We start from the raw sequence: 25,124 nt of genomic DNA, 5'->3' as shown, positions 1-25,124 counted from the left end.
GGAACAAATATTGAAAAACCCCTTTCCGGTTGGAAAGGGGTTTCTTCATTATGAATTAATTTGTTCAACGGTTTTAGCTTCTTGACCAAGGACATCTGGTTTCCAAGCATACTGAATATCTAATACTATCGCCGCAATTGACATAATTACAAATGTTCCTACAATAAACTTTTTCATAATCTCACTCCTTTTTATTCTTCTAATAATTTTATTGCTAATTTATAATAATAATTACTTTCTTTAAAATCTGCGCATTCTTCTAAGTACTCCGCCAACTCTAAATATATAGTTTTCAAATCTTTTATATTGTTTTCAGCTTTAAAAAAAGGAACTACCTCTGTTTCCAAAAACCTTTTATAAGTATCTCTTTTTTCAAAATACTTATATTGTAAACTTAATAGTAAATATAACATTCCTTTGTATCTTTCAGCTTTCTTTGCAGCAAAAATACCTTTTTCAATCCATTTCTTCGCGTCTTCAAATTCTCCCAATTGAATACATTGTAAGGATAGTTCATACATGGCATCAATATAATTCATATCCTCTTCTTTTTTATACTTTAAACATTCTATATAGTACTCTTTTGCCTTCACATAATTCTTTTGACGGTAATACAAATAACCAATATTATTTAAAGCGATTGACATAATATTATCTTTATCCGCAAAAGAATTTGCTTCTCTTAGAATATGATTATAGATTTCCATCGCTTCATTATATTGTTTTTTTCGAGTATAACTAAATGCAATTAGAAATTTACAATTAATTATATTTCTAAACTTATACTCACTCTTAAAGCCTTCTAACGCAACATTGGCAAAGTATAAAGTCATGTGGTCTATTTCCATCTGACTATATGTGAGCGCTAAATTATAATATATCCCCGTTTCATAATAGCCCAGTGCCTTCGCCATGGTTTCCGTTTGCAGTAAGTACTCCAAAGCCTGTGTATATTTATACTGTAAAGAATATAATAACGCCCTACTATACGTATAAAGCATTTTTTGAAATGGTGAATATTTTTTATACACCTTTTTCAACTTATCCAATTCTTCTTCAAGAGCTACTAAGTCCCTTTTCATAATTAAATATCGCGTATACAGCAGTTTATAATAATTTATAATTTCAAAATCCAACACATGCTTCATTTCACCTTGCAACTCTTCATATATACGTTCTACTTGTTGCTTGTCTAAATGAACTAGTGCATTTAACCATTCATCTAGCTTCCCCTTCACATCTTCTTCTACATCTCTCAAATCCGTCACGGCAATTTCTAGTCTTGTGCAGAGCAATTGTAGAATTTCTTCTGATGCTTCGATCTTTCCATTTTCAATCTTACTTAAGTATGAGACAGAACAAATGCCCTGACATAATTCTTCTTGTGTCATTTTTTGCTGAAGCCGTTTGTAAAAGACTTGTTTGCCTATTTTTTCTAATGTTTGTTGCATTGTCCTCCTCCATTCTCATTACCCCATTACTCTAATAATACATAAAATCTGGAGAAATATAAATTGATAAATATAAATTTTCTAAAAAATATGCATAATTTCATTTTTTTCTCTCTTGACTTCACTTCAATATCTCTTCTTTGCTACGAATGGTGAAAAATTGGTATACTATAACCAAATTATGGAGGTGTTCTCGCGATGACTCATTATAAAGACGATAGTTATGCCTTACATACAGACCTATATCAAATCAACATGGCTTATACATATTGGAAAGATGGTATTCATAATCGCCGTTCTGTTTTTGATTTATATTTTCGAAAGCTTCCATTTGAGAACGGCTACGCTGTTTTTGCTGGCCTTGAGAAAATTGTAGAGTACATAGAAAATTTCAGCTTTACTGAAAGCGATATCGCTTATTTAGCAGAATTACAATTTGAAGAAGAATTCCTTCATTATTTACAAAATATGAAATTCACTGGGACGATTCGTAGTATGCAAGAAGGTGAAGTTGTATTTAATAACGAGCCTTTATTACGCGTTGATGCACCACTCGGTGAAGCACAAATTATTGAAACCGCTCTCTTAAATATTGTGAATTACCAAACATTAATTGCAACAAAAGCTGCTCGTATGAAACATGCTGCAAATAATGATGAGCTTTTAGAGTTCGGCACAAGACGTGCCCACGAGTTCGACGCTGCCCTTTGGGGGACGCGTGCTGCCTTTATTGGTGGTTTCTCCTCTACAAGCAATGTTCGTGCTGGGAAACGCTTTGGGATCCCTGTAGCTGGCACACATGCGCACTCGTTCGTTCAAGCATATCGCGATGAATACGTCGCATTTAAGAAATACGCTGAAACTCATAAAAAGTGCGTCTTTCTCGTTGATACATATGACACATTGAAATCTGGTGTTCCAAATGCAATTCGTGTTGCAAAAGAATTTGGGGATCGTATTGATTTCTATGGTATACGTCTTGATAGTGGTGATATGGCTTATTTATCGAAAAAGGCACGAAAACTACTAGATGAATCAGGGTTTACAAATACAAAAATTATCGCTTCTAGCGATTTAGATGAATACACAATTATGCACCTTAAATCTCAAGGAGCAAAAATTGACGTATGGGGCGTTGGGACGAAATTAATTACGTCCTTTGAGCAACCTGCATTAGGGGCTGTTTACAAACTTGTTGCGATTGAAGATACTGACGGAAAATTAAATGATACGATTAAAATTTCATCTAATCCTGAAAAAATTACCACTCCAGGACTGAAACGAATTTATCGTATTATCAATCGGGTTAACGATCATGCAGAAGGCGATTATATTGCGTTAGATTCTGAAGAACCTGAAAAAGAAGAGCGCTTAAAAATGTTCCATCCAGTTCACACATATATAAGTAAATTCGTAACAAACTTTGAAGCCCGTGAACTCCATAAAGACATTTTCGTTAACGGTGAAAGAACATATGAACTACCAAGTATATTAGATATTCAACAATATAATGAACAGAGTCTCGCTCTATTTTGGGAAGAATACATGCGAACTTTAAATCCCGAAGAGTATCCTGTCGATTTAAGCCAAGAATGTTGGGATCATAAAATGAATTACATTCAAACAGTTCGAGAACAAGTTGAAAAAAACATACAAAAGTAAACAGAGAAGTTTCTCCTTCTCTGTTTTTTTCAATACTATATGGATATTTGTAAAAAATATATTAAAATAATAAGACGAATGTTTTTTATTTGTAAATTTTAATATTATACTATTTAAAAGTAAAATAATATTTGATATTATTTTATTGAATCAATTTCAACAAAATCACTAATAAAAAAGAGGACGCAGGTTGCGTCCTCTTTTTTATAAATCTTTCACTCGTAATACACGCATTGCATTTAACACTGCAAGTAGTGTCACACCAACATCTGAGAAAACAGCTTCCCACATTGTTGCAATACCAAAGGCACCAAGTAATAGAACGATCCCTTTTACACCTAAAGCAAAGATGATATTTTGCCACACTATACTTCTTGTGCGTTTTGCAATTTTTACAGCTGTCGCAATTTTTGAAGGCTCATCAGTCATAATAACGATGTCTGCCGCTTCAATTGCTGCATCTGATCCTAAACCACCCATCGCAATACCAACGTCTGCACGGGCTAATACTGGTGTATCGTTAATACCGTCACCAACGAAGGCAATTTTTTCTTTTCCATGCTTCGCTGCATCAATTTTTTCAATCTCTTCTACTTTTTGTTGCGGTAGTAATTCCGCATGAACTTCATCTAAGCCTAATTCTTTACCGACAGCTTCACCAACTGTTTTTGCATCACCAGTTAACATTACTGTCTTTTTAATACCTAGTTCTTTTAACTTTTGAATCGCTTGTTTCGAATCCTCTTTCACCTCATCAGAAATAACAATATAACCTGCATATTTTCCATCTACAGCAACGTGAACTAATGTACCTACTGTTTCTGGTTGTTTAAATTCAATATTTTCTTTTCTCATTAATTTTGCATTACCTGCAAAAATTTCTTTTCCTTGTACTTTTACGACTGTACCGTGACCAGAAATTTCGTTATAATCATCGATTATTTTTTCATCAATTGATTTTCCATATGCCTTTCGAATAGATTGGGCAATTGGATGGTTAGAATACACTTCAGCAAATGCCGCATACTCTAATAACTCTTCGCTTGTAGTACCTTCGCTCGGTTCCATTTTTGTAACTTTGAAAACACCTTTTGTTAATGTTCCTGTTTTGTCAAAAACAATATATTTTACATCATTTAAAGCTTCTAAATAGTTACTACCTTTTACTAACACACCACTTTTAGATGCACCACCGATACCTCCAAAGAATCCAAGAGGAATGGATACAACTAACGCACATGGACAAGAGATTACTAAGAACACTAAAGCTCTATAAATCCACTCAGAGAATGTAGCTCCTTCTAAAATAAGCGGTGGAATAAACGCCATGATCGCCGCTGTAATAACTACAACTGGAGTGTAGTAACGCGCAAACTTCGTAATAAAGTTTTCTGTTGGTGCTTTTTTACTGCTTGCATTTTGAACTAAATCTAAAATTTTCGATACAGTTGATTCACCAAACTCTTTTGTAACTTCAATTGTTAATACACCGTTTTGGTTCACAAAGCCACTTAATACATCATTTCCAACTTCAACTTCACGTGGTACAGATTCACCAGTTAATGCTGAAGTATCTACCATTGATGTTCCTTCAATTACTTTTCCGTCTAATGGTACTTTCTCACCTGGCTTAACGATAATATAATCGCCAATTTGTACATCTTCTGGTGATACTTGTTTCGTTTCATTCCCAATCTTTACATTCGCATAATCAGGACGAATATCCATTAATGAAGTAATTGATTTTCGAGAGCGGTTTACCGCAATGCTTTGGAATAGTTCTCCTACTTGATAAAATAGCATTACTGCTACGGCTTCTGAATATTGCTGAATTGCAAAGGCTCCTACAGTTGCAATTGCCATTAAGAAGTTTTCATCAAATACTTGGCCGCGAGTTATGTTTCTTACCGCTCTCCAAACGATATCTCCACCTATTAATAAATAAGCAAGGACGAATAACGGAATTGTTACCATTTGTGGTAAGCTCGCTAATGCAGCAATTGCTGTCAAAATTCCGCCGACCACTAATCTCCCTACCATCTTTTTCACGTTTGCTTCACCATGATCGTGACTATGTCCGTGGTCATGACCGTTCTTCTCTTCACGAACAACTTTCACATCTGGCTCTAACTTTTGAACGACATTTGTTATATTTGCTACAGTTGCTTCTAGTTCTCTTTTATTCGCAACTTCTACTCGTAGTTTCTTCGATACGAAATCAACAGTTGCTTCTGAGACAGCTGGCATTTCCTTCACTTTATTTTCAATTTTCATTGCACAGTTCGCGCAATCTAAACCTTCTAATATAAATACTTCTTTAGCAATTTTATTTTTTTGCTCTTCTTGCACTTTAATATGCGGTTCTAATTTTGTAACGAGTTGTTTTGCTTCCGTAACAACTTCGTTTTCTTTATTTTGTGCTGTTTCTAAGATCATTGTCTTTGTTGCGAAGTTTACAGAGCAAGAATTTACTCCTTCTATATTCCCAACACCTTTTTCAATTTTCATTGCACAATTCGCACAATCTAAACCTTCTAACATCAGTTTCTTTTTCACTAACGCTTCAGCCATCGTTCTCCCTCCTCGCGTTCTTTTTATTCTTCTTCGTTTACGTGTTCAAACGCTTGCTCGAAGATATGAATTACGTGCTGGTCAGCTAACGAATAATAAACAACCTTTCCTTCTTTACGATTCTTCACAAGTTTCGCTTGCTTTAACACACGAAGCTGATGCGAAATAGATGATTGTGTCATTCCTAATAAATAAGCTAAATCACAAACGCACATTTCAGCTTCAAATAGCGCATGTAATATTCTCGTACGTGTACGGTCACCTAATACTTTAAATAGTTCTGCTACTTTACTTAAACTTTCATCAGTTGGAATTGTTTGTTTTACTTGCTCAACAACTTCTTCATGAATTATCGTTTGAGAACATGTCTCTTGTGGTGTTTCTACTTTATTTCCAGCCATTATAGCTCACCTCTTTAATTGAACATATGAACAATCATTCATATATCTTATACTCTTATTATATGAGCGCCTACTCATATGTGTCAATGAAATCTGAATTTTTTTTATGAACATTTCGTTCACATTTTAGTAAGGCATATACATATTTTCCGCATCCTCTATATTCTCATACAAAAAAGGATGTACAATTCGCACACCCTTTTTTCATATTCCGACATAAAAATTCAACAAAGTAATATATGTTCCCTTTATTTCAACAAAAGAAAAAGCCTTGCGCGCTCCCTAGACGCACAAGGCTTACTGTGTTTATATCCCTTTAATTAGCTTGTTCTAAATTATCCTGCGAACTTCCATCGTCTTTTAAATGACTATGTTTTTTCGAATAAACAAAGTATACAACTACTCCAATCGCTAACCAAATACCAAAGTATATCCATGTTGTTAACGGTAAATTTACCATTAAGAATAGACAACATGCAATTGAAATAATCGGTAAGATCGGTACAAGTGGTACCATAAATCCACGTTGTAATTTCGGATGCGTTTTACGAAGAATGATAACAGTTACACCAACCATGGCGAATGTTAATAACGCTCCAATATTCGCTAAATTCGACAATTCTTTTAAATCGATAAATCCAGCAATTAAAGCAATACCAATTCCTGTTAACCAAACTGAAAATGTTGGCGCTTCAGTCTTCTTGTTAATTTTCGCAAAAGATTTTGGTAATAAACCGTCACGACTCATTGCGAAGAATACACGTGTTGTCGCATAAATGTAAGCGAAAATTACAGCCATAATACCGATTACAGCCCCAATAGCAATTACACCAGCCACTTTATCTTGTCCTACAACTTCTAACACATATGCCATAGCTTCAGGTACATCTAATTCCTTATAAGAAACCATGCCTGTCATAACAAGACAAACTACAACATAAATGATTGTACAAATGACTAACGAAGCAATAATACCAATTGGTAGATCGCGTTGCGGATTTTTTACTTCTTCAGCAGAAGTTGCTAATGCATCAAATCCTAAGAAAGCAAAGAATACTGCTGCTCCCCCTGCGAACACTCCACTTAAACCGTAAGGTGCAAATGGTATCCAGTTTTCTGGTTTCACGTAGAATACACCAACTGCAATGAATAAAACAACAATACCAATTTTAATTAATACCATTATGTTATTCACACGCTTACTTTCTTTCGTACCTCGTGATAATAACCAAGTTATCACTAACGTAACGATAACTGCTGGTAAGTTTACCATACCACCTTGCGCTGGAATTGTTAGCAACGCTTTCGGAATTTCAAGTCCCAGTCCACTCACTAAATTATTGAAATAACCCGTCCATCCGCCAGCTACTGCGGCAGTCGTTACGACATATACGGATAACAATGTCCATCCCATTAAATGAGCAACAAACTCACCAATTGTTGCATACGAATATGTGTACACACTACCTGAAACAGGAAGTGTAGATGCAACTTCTGCATAACATAATGCTGCAAATCCACAAACAATTGCTGCAATCATAAATGAAAAAATAACTGCTGGACCAGCATCTCTTGCTGCTACTAATCCAGTTAATACTAGAACTCCTGTACCAATTATCGCACCAATCCCTAGCATTGTTAGGTCAAATGCCCCTAGCGTTTTCGTCAAAGTTTTACTTTTACTTTCCCCTAACAATTGCGTAACGGATTTCTTTTTAAATAGGTTGGCCACGATGTATGCCCCCTTTTACTAAGAAGAGCTAAGAGGTATTATCTCTTAGCTCTTATCATGTTGTATTATATATTGTTCGATTTTGTTTTGTATAATGCTTCTATTAGCAAGATACTGTTTCTGCTTCTAATAATTCTTTAGCACCTTTGTACTCTACACCGTGAGCTTCTGCAACTGCTTCAAATGTTACATAGCCATCTAATGTGTTAATACCTTTTAGTAATGCAGAGTTGCCTAGGCAAGCTTCTTTGTAGCCTTTGTTAGCAATTTGTACTGCATATGGTACTGTTACGTTTGTTAATGCAAGAGTTGATGTACGTGGAACCGCACCTGGCATGTTTGCAACTGCATAATGAACAACGCCGTGTTTTTCGTAAGTTGGGTTATCATGAGTTGTAATACGGTCAGTTGTTTCGAAAATACCACCTTGGTCAATCGCGATATCTACAACAACAGAACCTGGTTCCATTGATTTAATCATTTCTTCTGTTACAAGTTTTGGAGCTTTTGCACCTGGGATTAATACTGCACCGATTACAAGATCAGACTCTTTTACAGCTTCTGCAATATTGTAAGGATTAGACATTAAAGTTTTTACTTGGTTTCCGAAAATGTCATCTAATTGACGAAGACGTTCTGCGCTTAAGTCGATGATTGTTACATCCGCACCTAGTCCAACTGCAATTTTAGCAGCATTTGTACCAGCTTGTCCACCACCGATGATTGTTACTTTACCACGTTTAACTCCTGGAACACCTGCAAGTAAGATACCTTTACCGCCTTTGTTTTTCTCAAGGAATTGCGCACCAATTTGTGCAGCCATACGACCAGCTACTTCACTCATAGGTGCAAGTAATGGTAGAGAACGGTTTTCTAATTGTACTGTTTCATATGCAATCGCAACAACTTTCTTCTCAATTAACGCTTTTGTTAATTCTGGCTCTGGAGCTAAGTGTAAGTATGTGAATAAGATTAAGCCTTCACTGAAGTGTTTGTATTCGCTTTCAATTGGTTCTTTAACTTTCATAACCATTTCCATGTTCCAAGCTTCTTCAGCTGTATCAACAATTTTTGCTCCCGCTTCAACATATTGAGCGTCTGTGAAACCAGATCCTAAACCTGCACCCTTTTGAATGAATACTTCGTGATTGTTACGAATTAAATGTACAACACCTGCTGGTGTCATTGCCACACGGTTTTCGTTGTTTTTAATTTCTGCTGGTACCCCAATACGCATAATGAAATGCCCCCTTATAATTAACAGAAAAAAGAGATTCTTTTTTCTTTTTGTAATAATTAATAACTTATGTCCTTATTCTAGCATAACTTAAAAGTTATGAAAACGCTAACATATCATTTTTCTAAAGTTTATATATTTAGAATAGTGTAAATATATAAAACATTGATTCTATTAGGGGTTTCGTGACATTCCATTATCTTTCACTCAATTTTTATTATACTTCTTCAAAATAAACAGTAATCATTTATTATTTGACAATAATGTAACAATGTAAAAAACTAAGCGATAACGTATACATATACAGTTATTAATTTACTTAATACTTTAGAGATATATTCTTTTCACAAAAAAACAGCTGCTAGCATTTAGCTAGCAGCTGGGTAACTTATAAATAATTTTAAAAACAAATCATCTGTCGTTTCAGTAATTTTATCAAACAGATCACTTTCTTCCGCTTCTTGCTCTTTTAACATCTTAATTGTTTCACGTGCATCTTCAGGGTAATCAGTTATGATACCATCTACGTTTAACTTATAATATGCCTTTAAATTTTCCATATCATTTACTGTCCATACGTAAATTGGTTTGTTTAACTTCCTTGCTTCTTTTACTAATTTCTTATTTAACATATATTCTTCTGCTACGTAAAAGTCAGCCTTCACATTCTTTAAGTTAGCTCTACTTGCATACAATATATACCCTACTTTTATATCTGGATTTGCACGCTTAAACTCTTTAATAAGCGGATAGTGTAACGTTTGAATTACACATTGCTTCTCAAATTCATTATCTTTAATCGTTTTTAAGACTTTGTTTACAAAGTCTTTTTCGCCCCCATGAAGCTTCACTTCTATATTAAGTTTGATTTTGCCATTTGCTAGCTTAATGATTTCATCAAGTGTACTTATTTGTCCTGAAAGTCCATCTTGACTAAGGGTAAGCTGCCTTAACTCAGCCATCGTTAAATCTGACACATGCACATTTGCATTTGCGAGACGTTTCAGCTTCAAATCATGTATAACCGCTAGTTCACCGTCTTTCGTTTGTAATACATCTATTTCAGCGTAGTCTGCTTTTGCATCAATAGCACCTTGCACAGCTTCTTTCGTATTTTCTACGCCTTTTGATATATACCCGCGGTGCGCCATAATAATCGGTTCTTTATACGAATTTGAAATAAACGTTACAATGAAGGCAACGACCATTCCCGCAGTAATAATCCCTACAATGTATACGCCAATGAATTTCCAACGATGTTTTTGGAAGAAACATTTATCTGCTTTCGTTTTCGAATAATCTAATCCTTCTTCTAATAAAACATCTTCAACCGGTACCTTTTGTAAGTATAATCGCGTAATCGCCATAATATAAAATGGCGTCACGATAAAGCTGAATAAATACAATGTGCTCGTTAAAAATACAGAAATCGTTGATTCAGCTAATAATGCAAATGTTCCTTTCGGGTTTGTAAATTCATAAACACCCCATAGGCACAATAAATATATTCCCAAAAATACGACATATACAATTCCAATTGAAATAAAAAATCCTACTAAAAAGAGTAGTACTTTAAAAAAGCTTTCCTTTACTAAATTTGCACTTTTACGTGCTGCCACGCGAAATGATTTTTGCTCTAAAACAACAATAGGTAGAACGAAAATCCATCGAAGATTCAAATACGCGACTACAGCAAAGAACGTGTAATAACCAACTTGCCCCATCGTTGTCTTAAACAGTTCTCCTGTAATAAAGTTAGGAATTTGAATTTGCGGGATTAATGCCGTTTCATATCCCATATTTAAAAGAGGCAACAATACGACAGCATATAAAATAAATCCCGGTAAGCAATATGTGAAAAGAGTAGGTAAATACGTTACCGTTTTATATAAAATCGGACGTAATTTCACCTTCTGTCTTTTATGAGCGAAATACGAAATAATAATAAGCACCGCAAATTCCGTAAAGATAAGAAACAGTGCTAACAATGATAAAATTACGATTGCTAAGATGCCATAAGGCGTCTTTAAAAACGCTAATAATTCATCATTTGTCGCATTTGCATAACCACCAAAATACAATAACTTATTAAAAATAATTCCAAATAGCGGAACAAACACAATCGCTGCTAATAATTTATAAGCAAGTTGAAAAGTTAATACATTCCAAAAAGCAAATTTAACTGTTTGAAAGGAATGTCTCATTACTCCTGGTATAGATAGTTTTTTACGGTGTTGCATATATTCCTCCAAATTCTAAAACGGTATTTGAGATGGATTCCATATTTCCAGTTCTAATCCATCTTTTTAATAATAATATATTCCGCTTAACATGAACACTCTTATACATATAATGAAAAAAGTGATGGCTACTTCCCATCACTTTTTCATTTATTCTATTTTTTCTCTAGCCCTTGTCCAAATGCTTTCAAGAAGCTAAAACCGAATGTAATAGCTCTATTGATATCTGGATCTTTTAATACTTTAAAGAAATCCATCACTTTTGTTTTTTTGCCACTATTTAATTCATCTGTTGCAAATTGCAATCCTGTAACTAAACTTGACGTAATTTGCTTCGTTATTTCTGGGTCAACTGAAGATAACGCTTCTCCTGCCCCCATCATATTATTTAACGCATTTTTAACGGGTTCACGATTTAATTGCTCCACAGCGATTTTTGAAACATCTTCCTTCGCAGCAAGTAAACTAATTGCCGCATCTAATATACCAGCCTTCTGCAACTGTGCTAAAAGCTGCATCGTTTCTTCTACTGCTTCACGATTATTAGATAGCTCATTTAGAAGTTCATCTGCTACTTGCTGTTTCTGTTCTTCCTCTGTTACAACTTTCTTTTTAATTACAGTAATTTCTTTCGCCACTCTCTCCGCCCCCTAGTCCACAAGTGATACGTATTGTTTTCTTTGCCATTTTTGCTGGATTTCAACACCGTTTTGCGGATTACGCTTTTTATCTCTCGGGTTTGAAGATGGTAACGGACGATTCCCTTTTTCACGTAGTACACGCATCTTTACCATCGTTTGTTTGTACGCTGGTGTACACGTATAAAGATCTGTCGCCGTTCCAGTTAAAATATTGATTGCCTCTTCATTTACCGTTGCATGCATCGGTAAATATAGCTCTTTCCCCGTTACACGATCTGTAACAAGTGCCTGTACTTTAATTTTCCCAAATGGTGATGCTAATTCTACAAGACCACCATCTTTCACATTGCGCTCTAGGGCAAGTTCAGGCGAGATTTCAACGAACACTTCAGATACTTTAGATAAAATACCAGCCGATTTATTCGTCATATTCCCTTCATGGAAATGTTCTAACATACGACCATTATTTAAAAGTAAATCATACTCATCTGGCGCTACAACTGGTGGTACCCATTCATCTAATGATAGACGAGCTAGTTTATCTGGGAAGTTAAATCCGTCCACATATAATAGTGGTGTATCGCTGCCATCATGGCTACCCCAACATAAACTATTCCATCCTTCTAAACGATCGTATGTTGCCTGAGAATATAAAGGTGCAAGCGATGCAATTTCATCCATGATTTCACTTGGATTTTCATAATTCCAGTCCCCGCCAAGTGCACGAGCTACTTTTTGTAAAATCCACCAGTCTGGCTTTGAATCACCAAGCGGCTTCAATACTTCATATAATCTTTGAATACGGCGCTCTGTATTCGTAAATGTTCCCTCTTTTTCTAAGCTTGGTGCTGCCGGTAAAATAACATCAGCAAAACGAGCTGTTTTCGATAAGAACATATCTTGAACAACAAGGAAATCTAAATTCGCTAAAATATGTTGTACATGGTTGGCATTCGAATCTACTAAAGCCATTTCTTCACCCATAACATACATACCACGCAGTTTTCCTTCATCTGCCGCAAGTAACATTGCAATATTATTTAAGCCTGGTGCTTTCGGAATTGTAGTACCGTATGCTTTTTCAAATTTCGCACGGAGCGCATCATCTGAAACTGCTTGGTAACCTGGAAGCCAGTTTGGTAATGTTGCCATATCACAAGCGCCTTGTACGTTATTATGTCCGCGTAATGGATATGCTCCTGCACCAGGACGACGATAATTACCCGTAACAAGCAATAGATTTGAAATTGCTGCTGAAGTTGTACTTCCTCCAGTATTTTGAGTTACACCCATTCCCCAAAGTACACAAGTACCATCTGCTTCATATACCATACGAGCCATTTCTTTCAGATTTTCTTTCGAAATCCCCGTAATTTCTTCTGTATAATCAAGCGTATACTTTTCTACCATTTTGCTATATTCATCAAAATTCTTCACATTTTCAGCTATGAACTTTTTATCGTGCCAATCTTGATCAATAATATATTTCGTAATACCAGCGAGCCATACATAATCAGTTCCTTGGCGCGGATGAATGAATAAATCCGCACGCTCTGCCATTTCATGTTTACGAAGGTCCGCCACAATTAATTTTTGGTCATGTAATTTATGAGCACGTTTTACACGCGTTGCAAGTACAGGATGTCCTTCTGTTGGATTTGCTCCAACGATAATGACAAGGCCTGCTTCCGCAATATCCTTCACTGTTCCAGCGTCCCCTCCCATACCGACAGTTTTAAATAAACCATCTGTTGCTGGAGATTGACAATAACGGGAACAGTTGTCTACATTATTCGTTCCATATATTTGACGGGCTAGTTTTTGCATAAGATAATTTTCTTCATTCGTTACTTTCGAAGAAGAAATAAATCCAAATGCATCACTTCCATATTCTGATTTAATATGCTGCATATTGGATGCAACAACTTCAAGAGCCTCTTCCCATGAAGCTTCAACAAACATATCTCCTTGGCGAATTAATGGCTTTGTAATACGATCTTCACTGTTTACAAAATCCCATCCAAATTTTCCTTTTACACATGTGGAAATACCGTTAACCGGCGCATCTGAAACAGGCTGTACTTTCAAAATGTGGCGGTCTTTCGTCCATACTTCAAATGAACAACCTACACCACAAAATGTACAAACTGTTTTTGTTTTATTCACTTTCGTCTTACGCATCGCAGCCTCTACTTCTGAAACTGCTAAAATACTACTATATCCAGGCTCTATATCCTTTACAAAATCAATCATCGGATCTAACACATCTGGTTTCAATCCAGTCATGAATCCGGCTTCACCCAGCATTGTTTTTTCCATTAACGCATTACATGGACATACTGTTACACACTGTCCACAACTTACACAAGATGAGTCATTTATACTTACACCATTGTCCCATATAACACGTGGACGGTCTAAGCTCCAATCAATCGATATAGTTTCATTCACTTGTAAGTTTTGACATACTTCTACACACTGCCCACAAGCAATACATTGATTTGGATCATATCGATAAAATGGATGTGACATATCCACTTCACACGCACTTACTTTTGGCTCATACGGATATTTCTGTTCCTCAATTCCCATCATATGTACTGTATTATGGACTTTACAGTTACCATTATTGTTATCACAAACGGTACAATACAGTAGATGATTCTCTAATATTCGATCCATTGCCTCAGTCTGTGCCTCTTTTGCACGCTGGGACTGCCTTTCGATATGCATACCGTTCTCTAATTTCGTTGAACAAGCACGCAATAACTTTCCATTTACTTCTACAATACACGTATCACAAGTTTGAATTGGATCTACTTCTGGTACATGACAAATTTGAGGATGTTCCAAATTACTCTCGTTAAATAATTGTAGTATCGTCTTTTCACCTGATGCAGAAAATTCTTTACCATCGACGGTTACACGGACTGTCTGTTCTGCCATAGTTTCCCCTCTCCTTACAACCAACTGTACAACACAATTATGAATCCGTTTTCAAAACCGCATTACTGTACATATTTTTGAAACGCTCTACCCAAATACTTTCTTATGAAGTCGATTCTAGATGTTATAAGGTATAACTACGAAAGCTTGAAAATATCACTATTCTACAGTTCTATTATATCGTACATATACAATAATAACCAAAATAATCTGTGATCTTCTTGTTAATAGGTGTTTTTATTTTTCCCATTGTTTTATGATAAATGTGGGAGAGAAATACATATAAAAGGGGAATTAAATATGGGGCCTACGCAAGAGACTTATACAATTGTACGTTATCAATCTGGTACATTTTCAAAACAACTTGACGAGATTGTTACAGAATCTCCTATTACTATTAAATTGAATGGTGAAGAATATGTAACAGTCGTATGCACACCAAATTATATTGAAGATATGGTAATTGGTTTTTTAATTTCTGAGGGGATTATTTCTTCCTATAACGATGTTGAAGAACTATGGGTTCAAAAAGATAACGGAATTGTCCATGTAAAATCATCAAAAGTGAATCCGCTCTATCAAACTTTATATAATAAACGATACATCACTTCTTGCTGCGGAAAAGGTAGACAAGGTTTTATTTTCGTAAACGACGCAGCAAAAGCAAAAGACTTACATGATATACATGTAAAAATTACTCCTGAAGAATGCTTTCACTTAATGAATACCTTGCAACAATCTTCTACTACATTTCGCCAAACTGGCGGTGTTCACAATACCGCGCTATGTGATCGAAACAATATCCTCCTATCAAGAATGGATATTGGAAGACATAATGCATTAGATAAAATATATGGTCATTGTTTGCGTAACGATATATCCATTAAAGGAAAAATCATCGCATTTAGCGGACGTATTTCATCCGAAATTTTACTCAAAGTTTCAAAAATCGGATGTGAAATTGTTCTATCCAAATCCGCTCCAACAAAACTGGCATTGCAACTTGCCCATGATTTAGGCATTACAGTCGTAGGATTTATTAGAAATGAATCTTGTAATATTTACACACATCCAAAACGAATTGATGGCTATCAATCCAATGTTTAAAAAATAACTCCTCAATCGAGGAGTTATTTTAGTTATAAAAATGTAACATATTAAACACTTGAATAGTTAATAAAGTTAATATATAATTTCATTACATAATTAAAACAAAACATTGTAGCATATATCTTTTCATTCTTTTACAAATTAAAAGAGAATACTAACAAAACATATACTCAATCTTATGAAAGTAATGGATTTATTTGAAATCCACCAGGGAGGTTACAACTATGGAAATTCGCTTATTAACGACAGAGGACGCAGAAATATATTTAAAAGTTTGTATGGAAGGTTTAACGAAGAACCCGGAAGCTTTTAGCTCTTCTTATGAAGATGTTTTGAAACATGATGATCCTGTAGCTGCTATGGCAAAACGATTAAGCAATCCGGATAAGTATACTCTAGGGGTCTTCAAAGATAACGATTTAATCGGCATTGCTACTTTAGAAACAAAGCCATTTATTAAACAAGAACATAAAGCAAAAATCGGTTCCGTTTTTGTTTCACCAAAAGCGCGTGGCCTTGGAGCAGGACGAGCTCTTATTAAAGCAATTATTGAAAATGCCGATAAATTACATGTAGAACAACTTATGCTCGATGTTGTAGTTGGTAACGATGCAGCAAAAAAATTATATGAGTCATTAGGTTTCCAAACTTACGGCGTACAAGAGCGTTCATTAAAACATAACGGTCAATATTGGGACGAGGAACATATGGTTCTGTTCTTAAATGATTAATACTTCAATATAAAGTGGAACTTTACTCAGTGAGGGAGTTTTCCAAAAGCATCTTTCTTAATAAGAAAGATGCTTTTTTCATTACAACAATGTAATCTTCATGTCACCTTTATCGATCGTACCAATCCTTACCATTCATTATACTAAAAATATAAAGTGACACTTTACTCAGTGGGGAACTACATCCCACGCTGATCGCATGTACTTGATATGTAGAGGAGAATGTGACATGAAACAAAACAAACGAGCTATGCTTTTAATATTTACTACAGCAATTGTAACTTCTGGATTAGCAATTTTACCTTGGTTTATTATATGAACACTCCCCCTAACAATGAAAAAAGCTGATTGCTTCTTAAGAAGCAATCAGCTTTTTTTATATTATAAAATCCCCAAAATTTTATTTACGCAACTTATAATAATAACCATAGATACGGCAACGCACATGACAACCGTATTACGATCTTGCTTTTCTTTTTTTGAAATTTCTTCTTTTGAATTCATGTGTATGATCTCCTTTTAAAAAAAGTGTGAGATAGGAAATTTTTCTTATCCGATGCGAGGTGAATACGAAAACCCTCTCTATCTCACATACACAATAGAATGGAATTGTCATTTTATAAATAAAATGACATGACGTTATGTCGCAACATAGGGTATTTTGTGTCGCTACGTTTTCTATTATAAAAAATAGTTGTGCAAAACTAGTGCATTTTTTATGTCAATTACTCTGAGCGAAAAAATCAGCCCTCCATTCAATCACATAAAAAGAGTTTTTTATTATTTTCATGTAAACTATACAAGTAGAATGAACAGTTTGGGGTGCACAAGATTATGGTAAAAATTTTATTAGTAGACGATGAAGAACGTATGTTGCGATTATTAGATCTGTTCTTAAGCCCTCGCGGCTATTTTTGTATGAAAGCTACCTCTGGCCTTGAAGCACTAAAATTAATCGAACAAAAAGAATTCGATATTATTTTATTAGATGTTATGATGCCAAATATGGATGGATGGGATACTTGCTATCAAATTCGTCAAATTTCCAACGTTCCTATCATTATGTTAACAGCTCGCAACCAAAACTACGATATGGTGAAAGGCCTCACGATGGGCGCAGATGATTATATTACAAAACCGTTTGATGAGCATGTATTAGTCGCACGAATCGAGGCTATATTACGCCGTACAAAAAAAGATGGCTTTGTTAGTTTCAATGGTATTGAGTGGGATAAAACGAAACATACTGTCACAGTGTACGATGAAAAAATCTCGCTAACTCCTATCGAATTTTCGTTACTCGGACTATTTTTGCAAAATACAAACCGTGCTTATAGCCGAGATGATTTAATCGAAAAAATTTGGGGCTATGAAACAGATATCGAATATAGAACAATTGACTCACACATTCGTAATATCCGTGATAAACTACGCAAAAAAGGATTTCCGATTGAAGATTACCTAGAAACGGTCTATAAAGTCGGATATAAATGGAAAAGTGAATAATTACTTCGGTCAGTGGGAAATCGTATACCACTGACTCTTTATTATGAATAAGGTATGGTGAAAAAATGAGTAAACTTTCCCTTAAAATTGGGACATACTTTTTAATATTAGCTTTATGTATTGAAACAATTGCTTTCGTATCTTTTTATAAAAGCCTTTCAAAAATGCGTATTGTAGAGGAAACAGATGCTCTTTTAGAGAAAGGTAATCGCTATAGTAAAAAAATTAAAAGCCGCGAGAGACGGGATGAATATTATAAAGAAATGAAACACGCTGAACATAATAAAAATCCTAAACGTCCTGTGTACCCTGAGTTCGATATTACGAATGAGGCTGCACACTTAGTTGAATCGGAATCAATTTCTAACTCCGATATAGCTATCATTATTACTGACCATAACGGCAAAATTATTTCCACCTCAGAACCCGTAACAAAAGATATGCAAAAACAACTTACTTGTAAAACAGAAACTGTCCCAGACGGCGGGTTGGTCGTTGAAAGGAACTGGAAAAAATCAAAGTTCATCACAACAGTAAGTCCACTTAACACAACAAAGTTTCAAGGAAAGCTATATATGTTATTAAAAACATCTTTCCTAGAAAATATGTTACTTAAACTCATGAACCAATTTCTTATCATTAGCGTTTTAACAATTATTTTAACAACAATTTCTGTCTTTGTTTTTTCACGCGTTATTACAGAACCACTTGTAAAAATGAAGAGAGCGACAGAAAAAATGTCAAAATTAAACAAGCCAATTCAATTAGGTATTAAACGAAATGATGAACTCGGAAGTTTAGCAAAAACAATTGAAGATTTATCGAGTGAACTTACGTATATGAAAAAAGAGCGCAATGAATTTCTCGCTAGTGTCGCTCATGAACTATTAACTCCATTGACCTATATGAAAGGTTATGCGAAGGTAGCAAAGAGAGACTCTTTAACAAAAGAGGAGCGAGAAGAATACTTACAAATCATTGAGGATGAAACGGATAGTGTAACCAATCTCGTCCAAGATTTATTTATGCTTGTACAATTAGAACAACACCAATTTGTTATAAAAAAACAAAAAGTGCTTCTTCAGCCATTTTTAGAACGAATGGTAGAAAAAACAAAAACAACATTAACAAATAAGCAAATGCAGCTTCATGTATATTGCAAAGATGATTTAGAAGTTTGTATAGACGAAAGACGTATGGAACAAGTTATGTTAAATTTATTACACAACGCTTATCAACATTCGCCAGAAAACACATCTATTACGATACGTGTACTCATGAAAACAGATTCTTTTACAATAAGTGTACAAGATGAAGGTGAAGGTATTCCTGAAGAAGATATCCCGCATATTTTTGACCGCTTTTATCGTGTCGATAAATCTAGAACACGAGCTACAGGCGGAAAAGGTATCGGGCTAGCTGTTGCAAAGGAAATTGTAGAATTGCATAACGGTTCCATTCTAGTAACAAGCCAATTAGGAGCGGGAACAAACTTTATAATCGAGCTACCTTTTGAATAATATGCGTGTGAAAACACCAGTAGTAGTAAACACTACTGGTGTTATTTTGTTCATAAAAACAGCTCATCTAAGCTAAGCTTTTGAAATTATTCTTATTTCAATATAAAATAAAGGTACATTTGCAAAGATTTGGAGGGTGATATAATTGGATATCCATGTATTAACAAAAGACGAAGCAGAAATTTACTTAGAACTTCGCGTAGAAGGATTAAAGCAAAACCCTGAAGCATTCAGCTCTTCTTATGAAGATATTATTAATAAAGAGTGTGCGATTGAATATAAAGCACAAAAATTAGCACAAGATGAAAACTATACGCTAGGTGCATTTAAAGATGGAAAATTAATCGGAGTTGCAACACTGGAAACGAAACCATATGTAAAACAAGAACATAAAGCTAAAATCGGTTCTGTATATGTATCTCCAAAAGCACGCGGACTTGGAGCGGGAAAAGCACTTATTAAAGAATGTCTTGAGCTTGCTAAATCTTTAGAAGTAGAACAAGTTATGCTTGATGTTGTCGTTGGAAACGATGGAGCGAAAAAACTTTATGAATCATTAGGTTTTAAAACATTCGGTGTACAAGAACGTTCATTAAAATATAACGGACAATATTGGGACGAAGAGCATATGGTCTTATTCTTAGATGAAAATAAATAATAAAAAACATCCTCATGTTTGGAGGATGTTTTTTACTTTCTTGTAAACCATGCCTTATGTAATAATTGAATCGCTTTCGCAATCTCTTCCTCTGATAATATCGCAAACCCAAGTAAAACTACACTCTCAGGTGCCGTACCGTCTTTATAGTACGTAGACACAGGATATATTTTGATACTATGTTTCGCAGCTTCTTGAATTAATTCTTCTTCCCGCATTCCATTATGCACTTTTAATAAAATGTGTAATCCCGAATCTTCTCCTATCACTTCAACACGATTAGAGAAATACTTCTCTATTTCAAAAACAAGTCGATCTCTCTTCTTTCGGTAGACAACACGCATTTTATGAATATGTTTTTCCCAATATCCTTCATTTAAAAATCTTCTAATCACTTCTTGATCTATTCTTGAAACACTTTGTGTATAAAATAAATATTGCTGTTGATACTTTTTAATTAATTTCTTCGGCAACACCATATAGCTCATCCGTAGCGATGGCAATAATGCTTTAGATAGCGTCCCCATATAAATAACTTTCCCCTCTGTATCTAACCCTTGCAGCGCCGGTATAGGCTTTCCAGAATAGCGAAATTCACTATCATAATCATCTTCAATAATATACCTGCTCTCTTCTTTCTTTGCCCATTGTAAAAGCTGCACCCTTCTCGTAATAGGCATAATCATTCCATATGGAAACTGATGGGAAGGTGTAACAAATACAACATTCGCATTGCTATTTTCTAAATCTGCAATACAAATTCCATCTCTATCTAAAGATAACATTTGGACTCTTGCTTCTCCTTGTTCAAAAACAACCATCTTCCTATGATACCCTGGGTTTTCAACTGCATAATTGCTTCCCTTTAACAATTGAAACAATAGTTTCACTAATATTTGTGTTCCCGCTCCTAATACAATTTGACTAGCTGAACAACGCACACCTCTAGATTCATACAAATAATTCGCAATCTCTTCTCTTAAGCTTGCTTCTCCTTGAGGGTGTCCTAGAAAGAGAAGTTCGTTATTATGCGGCTGCCATACTTCATTTACAATTTTCCGATACATATTGAATGGAAAAGCATTTGTATCAATTCCTGTTTGTGTAAAATCAAATTTATAACTCTTCTCCTGAAACGGTACTTCTTCTATTCTATCTCCGCTATCCTCTACATGAACCATTTGCTCAATTTTGCATACAAAATAGCCTTTTCTCGATATCGACTCAATATAACCTTCTGCAAGTAATTGTTCGTACGCTGCCTCTACTGTATTTTTACTTACCTGTAAATGTATCGCTAACTTTCGCTTAGCCGGTAATTTCGTAAAAGGGACAATCGATCCATCTTTAATTTCTTTTTTTATATACTCATACAATTGCACATATAATGCCTTTTTACTATTCATATTTAAATTAGGCGTTAATTCTAACATAGTATCTGACCCCTTAATAAAACTAAAATCTGATACTTTTTATAGTACCAGAAGTTATATATAATTCCTTTTATCATGTCACACATAAAAAATCAAATACTGGAGAGGAGAAACATGATAATGAAAAATGGTAGACGTATCGGACTCATTATGATTATTACAGGGGCTACATTATGGGGATTATCTGGTCCAATGATTCAGTGGCTATTTCAGCATACTAATGTATCCTCAATTGATTTTTTAACAATTCGATTGTTGCTTGCAGGAATATTTATTTTGTCTTTCTTACTTATAAAGAAACAAAACATATTTCAAATTTGGAAACACCCTAGATATTCTATACAACTTATTATTTTCTCTATTCTCGGCATGCTTGGTGCGCAATACGCCTTTATCGAAACGGTTCATATTAGTAATGCAGTCACAGCAACACTATTTCAATTTCTAGGTCCTGTTCTTATTACCATGTATGTTGCATTTGAACAAAGAAAATTCCCTGCTTCCATGCAACTATTCGCAATTATAGCCGCGCTAATAGGAACATACTTTATTATTACAAATGGCTCAATTGAAAATATTGTTTTATCCAAAGAAGCTATTATTTTTGGACTATTAACAGCAATCGGATTTGCATTTTATACCCTTCATCCGGCTTCTCTCATTAAAGAATGCGGGACAACTGTAGTAATTGGTTGGGGAATGTTAATCGGAGGAATTGCACTACTTATTTATAATCGTTCATTCGGGTGGAATCAATTTTCACAAACCCTCACACTAAAAACTTTTTCTATGCTTATTCTTATCATTATTAGTGGTACCCTTTCTTTTCTTCTATATATCGGTAGTCTTAAATATTTAGCAGCAACAGAAACAAGCATTTTATCTAGCATTGAACCCCTTGTAGCTGCCATCGTTTCAATCACTTGGCTAAATGAATCTTTTGGAACATATCAATTATTAGGCGGCGTATGTATCGTTCTGTCCGTTATTTTTTTGACGATGCCTCAAAAAGAAACCGAACCAACCTATACAACGGAACAAATATAAAATGAAACTTTAATTAGTGGGGACTATCTCCCACTAATTATTAACCTACACCAATCGGGCTTTTACGGGATAAAAATGTCAAAAGAGGTCGTACAAAACTTACGACCTCTTTTTATACTTTAAAGGAATTGTCCCGCCTTCTAGCAAATACAATTACACTAACAATAAAAACTAGGAGTGTGGCACCATGAAAAAAATTGGAACTATGCTACTTCTCTCCTTCCTCATCACTGGATGCACACAAGCACAACCTGATTCAAAAGCATCTAAAACTGAAGCTGTCGCAACGTCATCCACTCAAGTGAACGCACCTTCCTTCTTTCACCTTAGTGTTTTAAAAGATGTAAATTGGGAAGAAACACCTTCTTTCATAGAAGGAAAAATGCCTTTAAAAGGCATCGAAGGTAAAGTCGCAATGGCTGATAGTCCTATTATCGCAAATGAACAAAATGAAATAATGTGGTACTTTCTAGATTCTGAAATACCAACTGGAAAATTGTCTATTATTGCGCTAAAACAAGGATCTGTAACTCCAACACCAGTACTCTTTCAAAAAGAAACTTCCAAACAAACTTGGACTACTTCAAATACAATCGATTCTACTACAAGCGAACTCCCTCTCGCTATGTCACTACCTTCACCTGGATTATGGTTATTAAATATATATGTGAATGAAAAATATTATAATCAGTTTGTAATCACCGCTAAGTAAAGTGACAAAGATAAATCACTTCCTTACAACAATGTAATTTCTACGTCATGTACTTCGATAGTTGAATTATCTCTCTTCTCTTATACTTAAAGTAAGAAATGAAACGAGGAGAGATGAGAGATGAAAAAAATGATAGAAGTGATCGTAGCAGTAACTGAGGTTTTAGTGAATGGTAAACAAGTTGCAATGGAATTAAATAAATAGTGAAGAAACATAAATAATTCTACACTTCTTCATTATTTTGATTTCTTATCTCAAAAAAGCAGTGCCTTTTAGGCACTGCTTTTCGCTATTAATAACGTGGTATTTTCGTAATTTGCGCGACGCCCGAATCAATAGCTGCTTTCGCTACTGCTTCTGCAACACTTGGAACAACTCTTTTATCTAATGGATTCGGGATTACATAATTCGCATTACGTTCTTCATCAGTAATGATGTTAGCGATCCCATATGCTGCCGCTAATTTCATCTCTTCTGTAATATCAGTTGCGCGCACATCTAACGCACCGCGGAATATTCCGGGAAACGCCAATACATTATTTACTTGATTCGCATAATCCGAGCGCCCAGTTCCTACTACAGCTGCCCCAGCCTCTAATGCATCCTCAGGGAAGATTTCTGGAATTGGATTCGCCATTGCAAACACAATTGCTTTCTCATTCATCGTCTGTACAAGTTCTTTCGTTAATACGTTAGGAGCAGATACGCCAATAAAAATATCAGCTTGGTGAATCGCTTCTTTTAACGTTCCACGCACATGTTCACGATTTGTCTTTTTTGAAACTTCAATTTGTGCTTCGTTCATCCATGTTTCACCTTCACAAACAATACCTTCTAGGCTAACTAGCGTAATGTGCTTTGCACCAGCCTTTAATAATAATTTTCCAATTGCAATTCCTGCCGAACCCGCACCGTTAATAACGATTTTCACATTATCCATTTGTTTGCTAACAACTTTTAATGCATTAATAACAGCTGCTAAAACGACAATAGCTGTTCCATGTTGATCATCATGGAATACAGGAATATTCGTTTCTTCTTTTAATCGTTTTTCAATTTCAAAACAACGCGGTGCTGCAATATCTTCTAAATTAATCCCTGCAAATGTAGGCTCTAAATTTTTTACAAGGGTAACGATTTCATCTACATCCGTTGTGCCTAAACATAATGGGAAAGCATCTACATTCGCAAACTTCTTAAACAAAATACTTTTTCCTTCCATAACAGGCATAGCCGCTTTCGGTCCAATGTTTCCTAAACCGAGTACCGCTGTTCCATCTGAGACAACTGCCACCATATTGCCACGTGCTGTATAGTCATACACTGTTTCTTCATCTGCCGCAATTGCTTTACACGACTCCGCTACACCTGGTGTATACGTCAGGCTTAAATCATCCGCTGAATTTACCTCCACTTTACTTGTAATTTCAATTTTCCCTACTAATTCTTTATGCAATAACAATGATCTTTCATTAATTTGATTTGCTAACATACTTATAATCTCCCCTTAATTTGACAAGCTAGCT

At 35.0% G+C, this 25,124-nt stretch carries 20 protein-coding genes; 8 read left to right on the top strand and 12 right to left on the bottom strand.

Features of this window, described 5'->3' with window-relative positions; genetic code table 11:
• Positions 1–48: 48 nt before the first annotated feature.
• Positions 49–177, bottom strand: a complete 129-nt coding sequence (locus ACO6VI_RS14760) for an NprX family peptide pheromone (protein WP_000713580.1) — start codon at positions 175–177, stop codon at positions 49–51.
• A 14-nt stretch (positions 178–191) separates the two neighbouring features.
• On the bottom strand, positions 192–1,451 hold the full coding sequence (locus ACO6VI_RS14755) for a tetratricopeptide repeat protein (protein ID WP_061661011.1): 1,260 nt from the start codon (positions 1,449–1,451) through the stop codon (positions 192–194).
• 198 nt (positions 1,452–1,649) lie between these two features.
• Between ACO6VI_RS14755 and ACO6VI_RS14750 the strand changes: the two genes are divergently transcribed.
• Entirely contained in the window at positions 1,650–3,113 is a 1,464-nt protein-coding gene (locus tag ACO6VI_RS14750; RefSeq protein WP_000150179.1) for a nicotinate phosphoribosyltransferase, read from the top strand.
• Between the two features lie 204 nt (positions 3,114–3,317).
• Here the strand turns inward: ACO6VI_RS14750 and ACO6VI_RS14745 are convergent, their stop codons facing one another.
• From ACO6VI_RS14745 to fdhF, 7 genes are all read right to left on the bottom strand, one after another.
• Positions 3,318–5,684 (bottom strand): heavy metal translocating P-type ATPase, encoded by a 2,367-nt coding sequence (locus ACO6VI_RS14745; protein WP_000796571.1) that lies wholly within the window; start codon positions 5,682–5,684, stop codon positions 3,318–3,320.
• A gap of 23 nt (positions 5,685–5,707) precedes the next feature.
• Complete coding sequence (locus ACO6VI_RS14740) at positions 5,708–6,085, bottom strand: ArsR/SmtB family transcription factor (RefSeq protein WP_000918378.1); 378 nt, start codon at positions 6,083–6,085, stop codon at positions 5,708–5,710.
• A 316-nt stretch (positions 6,086–6,401) separates the two neighbouring features.
• A complete protein-coding gene (locus ACO6VI_RS14735; protein WP_422423550.1) occupies positions 6,402–7,817 on the bottom strand; it encodes an amino acid permease in 1,416 nt (471 codons plus the stop codon).
• 103 nt (positions 7,818–7,920) lie between these two features.
• Positions 7,921–9,054, bottom strand: a complete 1,134-nt coding sequence (gene ald / locus ACO6VI_RS14730) for an alanine dehydrogenase (RefSeq protein WP_001219741.1) — start codon at positions 9,052–9,054, stop codon at positions 7,921–7,923.
• A gap of 368 nt (positions 9,055–9,422) precedes the next feature.
• Positions 9,423–11,294 carry a glycerophosphodiester phosphodiesterase gene (locus ACO6VI_RS14725; protein ID WP_001164720.1) on the bottom strand — a complete coding sequence of 624 codons (1,872 nt, stop codon included), beginning with the start codon at positions 11,292–11,294 and terminating at the stop codon, positions 9,423–9,425.
• A 155-nt stretch (positions 11,295–11,449) separates the two neighbouring features.
• Entirely contained in the window at positions 11,450–11,932 is a 483-nt protein-coding gene (locus ACO6VI_RS14720) for a DUF1641 domain-containing protein (protein WP_001040540.1), read from the bottom strand.
• 12 nt (positions 11,933–11,944) lie between these two features.
• Positions 11,945–14,881 carry a formate dehydrogenase subunit alpha gene (gene fdhF, locus ACO6VI_RS14715; RefSeq protein ID WP_161520018.1) on the bottom strand — a complete coding sequence of 979 codons (2,937 nt, stop codon included), beginning with the start codon at positions 14,879–14,881 and terminating at the stop codon, positions 11,945–11,947.
• A gap of 300 nt (positions 14,882–15,181) precedes the next feature.
• On the opposite strand from fdhF, the gene fdhD reads away from it, so the two are divergent.
• A complete protein-coding gene (fdhD, locus tag ACO6VI_RS14710; RefSeq protein WP_000529237.1) occupies positions 15,182–15,988 on the top strand; it encodes a formate dehydrogenase accessory sulfurtransferase FdhD in 807 nt (268 codons plus the stop codon).
• Between the two features lie 227 nt (positions 15,989–16,215).
• Positions 16,216–16,722, top strand: a complete 507-nt coding sequence (locus ACO6VI_RS14705) for a GNAT family N-acetyltransferase (protein ID WP_000405867.1) — start codon at positions 16,216–16,218, stop codon at positions 16,720–16,722.
• 381 nt (positions 16,723–17,103) lie between these two features.
• Here ACO6VI_RS14705 and ACO6VI_RS14700 read toward each other — a convergent pair whose 3' ends face one another.
• Positions 17,104–17,226 carry a hypothetical protein gene (locus ACO6VI_RS14700; RefSeq protein ID WP_001085006.1) on the bottom strand — a complete coding sequence of 41 codons (123 nt, stop codon included), beginning with the start codon at positions 17,224–17,226 and terminating at the stop codon, positions 17,104–17,106.
• A 330-nt stretch (positions 17,227–17,556) separates the two neighbouring features.
• Between ACO6VI_RS14700 and ACO6VI_RS14695 the strand changes: the two genes are divergently transcribed.
• The 3 genes from ACO6VI_RS14695 to ACO6VI_RS14685 all read left to right on the top strand — a co-directional run bounded on the left by ACO6VI_RS14695 (position 17,557) and on the right by ACO6VI_RS14685 (position 20,406).
• On the top strand, positions 17,557–18,228 hold the full coding sequence (locus ACO6VI_RS14695) for a response regulator transcription factor (RefSeq protein WP_000238956.1): 672 nt from the start codon (positions 17,557–17,559) through the stop codon (positions 18,226–18,228).
• Between the two features lie 65 nt (positions 18,229–18,293).
• Positions 18,294–19,748 (top strand): HAMP domain-containing sensor histidine kinase, encoded by a 1,455-nt coding sequence (locus tag ACO6VI_RS14690; RefSeq protein WP_161520017.1) that lies wholly within the window; start codon positions 18,294–18,296, stop codon positions 19,746–19,748.
• A 145-nt stretch (positions 19,749–19,893) separates the two neighbouring features.
• Positions 19,894–20,406, top strand: a complete 513-nt coding sequence (locus tag ACO6VI_RS14685) for a GNAT family N-acetyltransferase (protein WP_000351212.1) — start codon at positions 19,894–19,896, stop codon at positions 20,404–20,406.
• Positions 20,407–20,438: 32 nt separating this feature from the next.
• Here ACO6VI_RS14685 and ACO6VI_RS14680 read toward each other — a convergent pair whose 3' ends face one another.
• Positions 20,439–21,839 (bottom strand): PLP-dependent aminotransferase family protein, encoded by a 1,401-nt coding sequence (locus tag ACO6VI_RS14680; RefSeq protein WP_000891883.1) that lies wholly within the window; start codon positions 21,837–21,839, stop codon positions 20,439–20,441.
• A gap of 120 nt (positions 21,840–21,959) precedes the next feature.
• On the opposite strand from ACO6VI_RS14680, the gene ACO6VI_RS14675 reads away from it, so the two are divergent.
• Both ACO6VI_RS14675 and ACO6VI_RS14670 read left to right on the top strand, forming a co-directional pair.
• Positions 21,960–22,886, top strand: a complete 927-nt coding sequence (locus ACO6VI_RS14675) for a DMT family transporter (RefSeq protein ID WP_161520016.1) — start codon at positions 21,960–21,962, stop codon at positions 22,884–22,886.
• 187 nt (positions 22,887–23,073) lie between these two features.
• A complete protein-coding gene (locus tag ACO6VI_RS14670) occupies positions 23,074–23,598 on the top strand; it encodes a DUF4871 domain-containing protein (protein ID WP_000719683.1) in 525 nt (174 codons plus the stop codon).
• 292 nt (positions 23,599–23,890) lie between these two features.
• Here the strand turns inward: ACO6VI_RS14670 and ACO6VI_RS14665 are convergent, their stop codons facing one another.
• Positions 23,891–25,090 (bottom strand): NAD(P)-dependent malic enzyme, encoded by a 1,200-nt coding sequence (locus ACO6VI_RS14665; protein WP_000880780.1) that lies wholly within the window; start codon positions 25,088–25,090, stop codon positions 23,891–23,893.
• Between the last annotated feature and the right edge of the window lie 34 nt (positions 25,091–25,124).

Origin of the sequence: Bacillus sp. PSXD-155 (assembly GCF_049310765.1) — a bacterium.
GTDB lineage: Bacteria > Bacillota > Bacilli > Bacillales > Bacillaceae_G > Bacillus_A > Bacillus_A cereus.
This window is presented reverse-complemented; position numbering and strand designations above follow the sequence as displayed.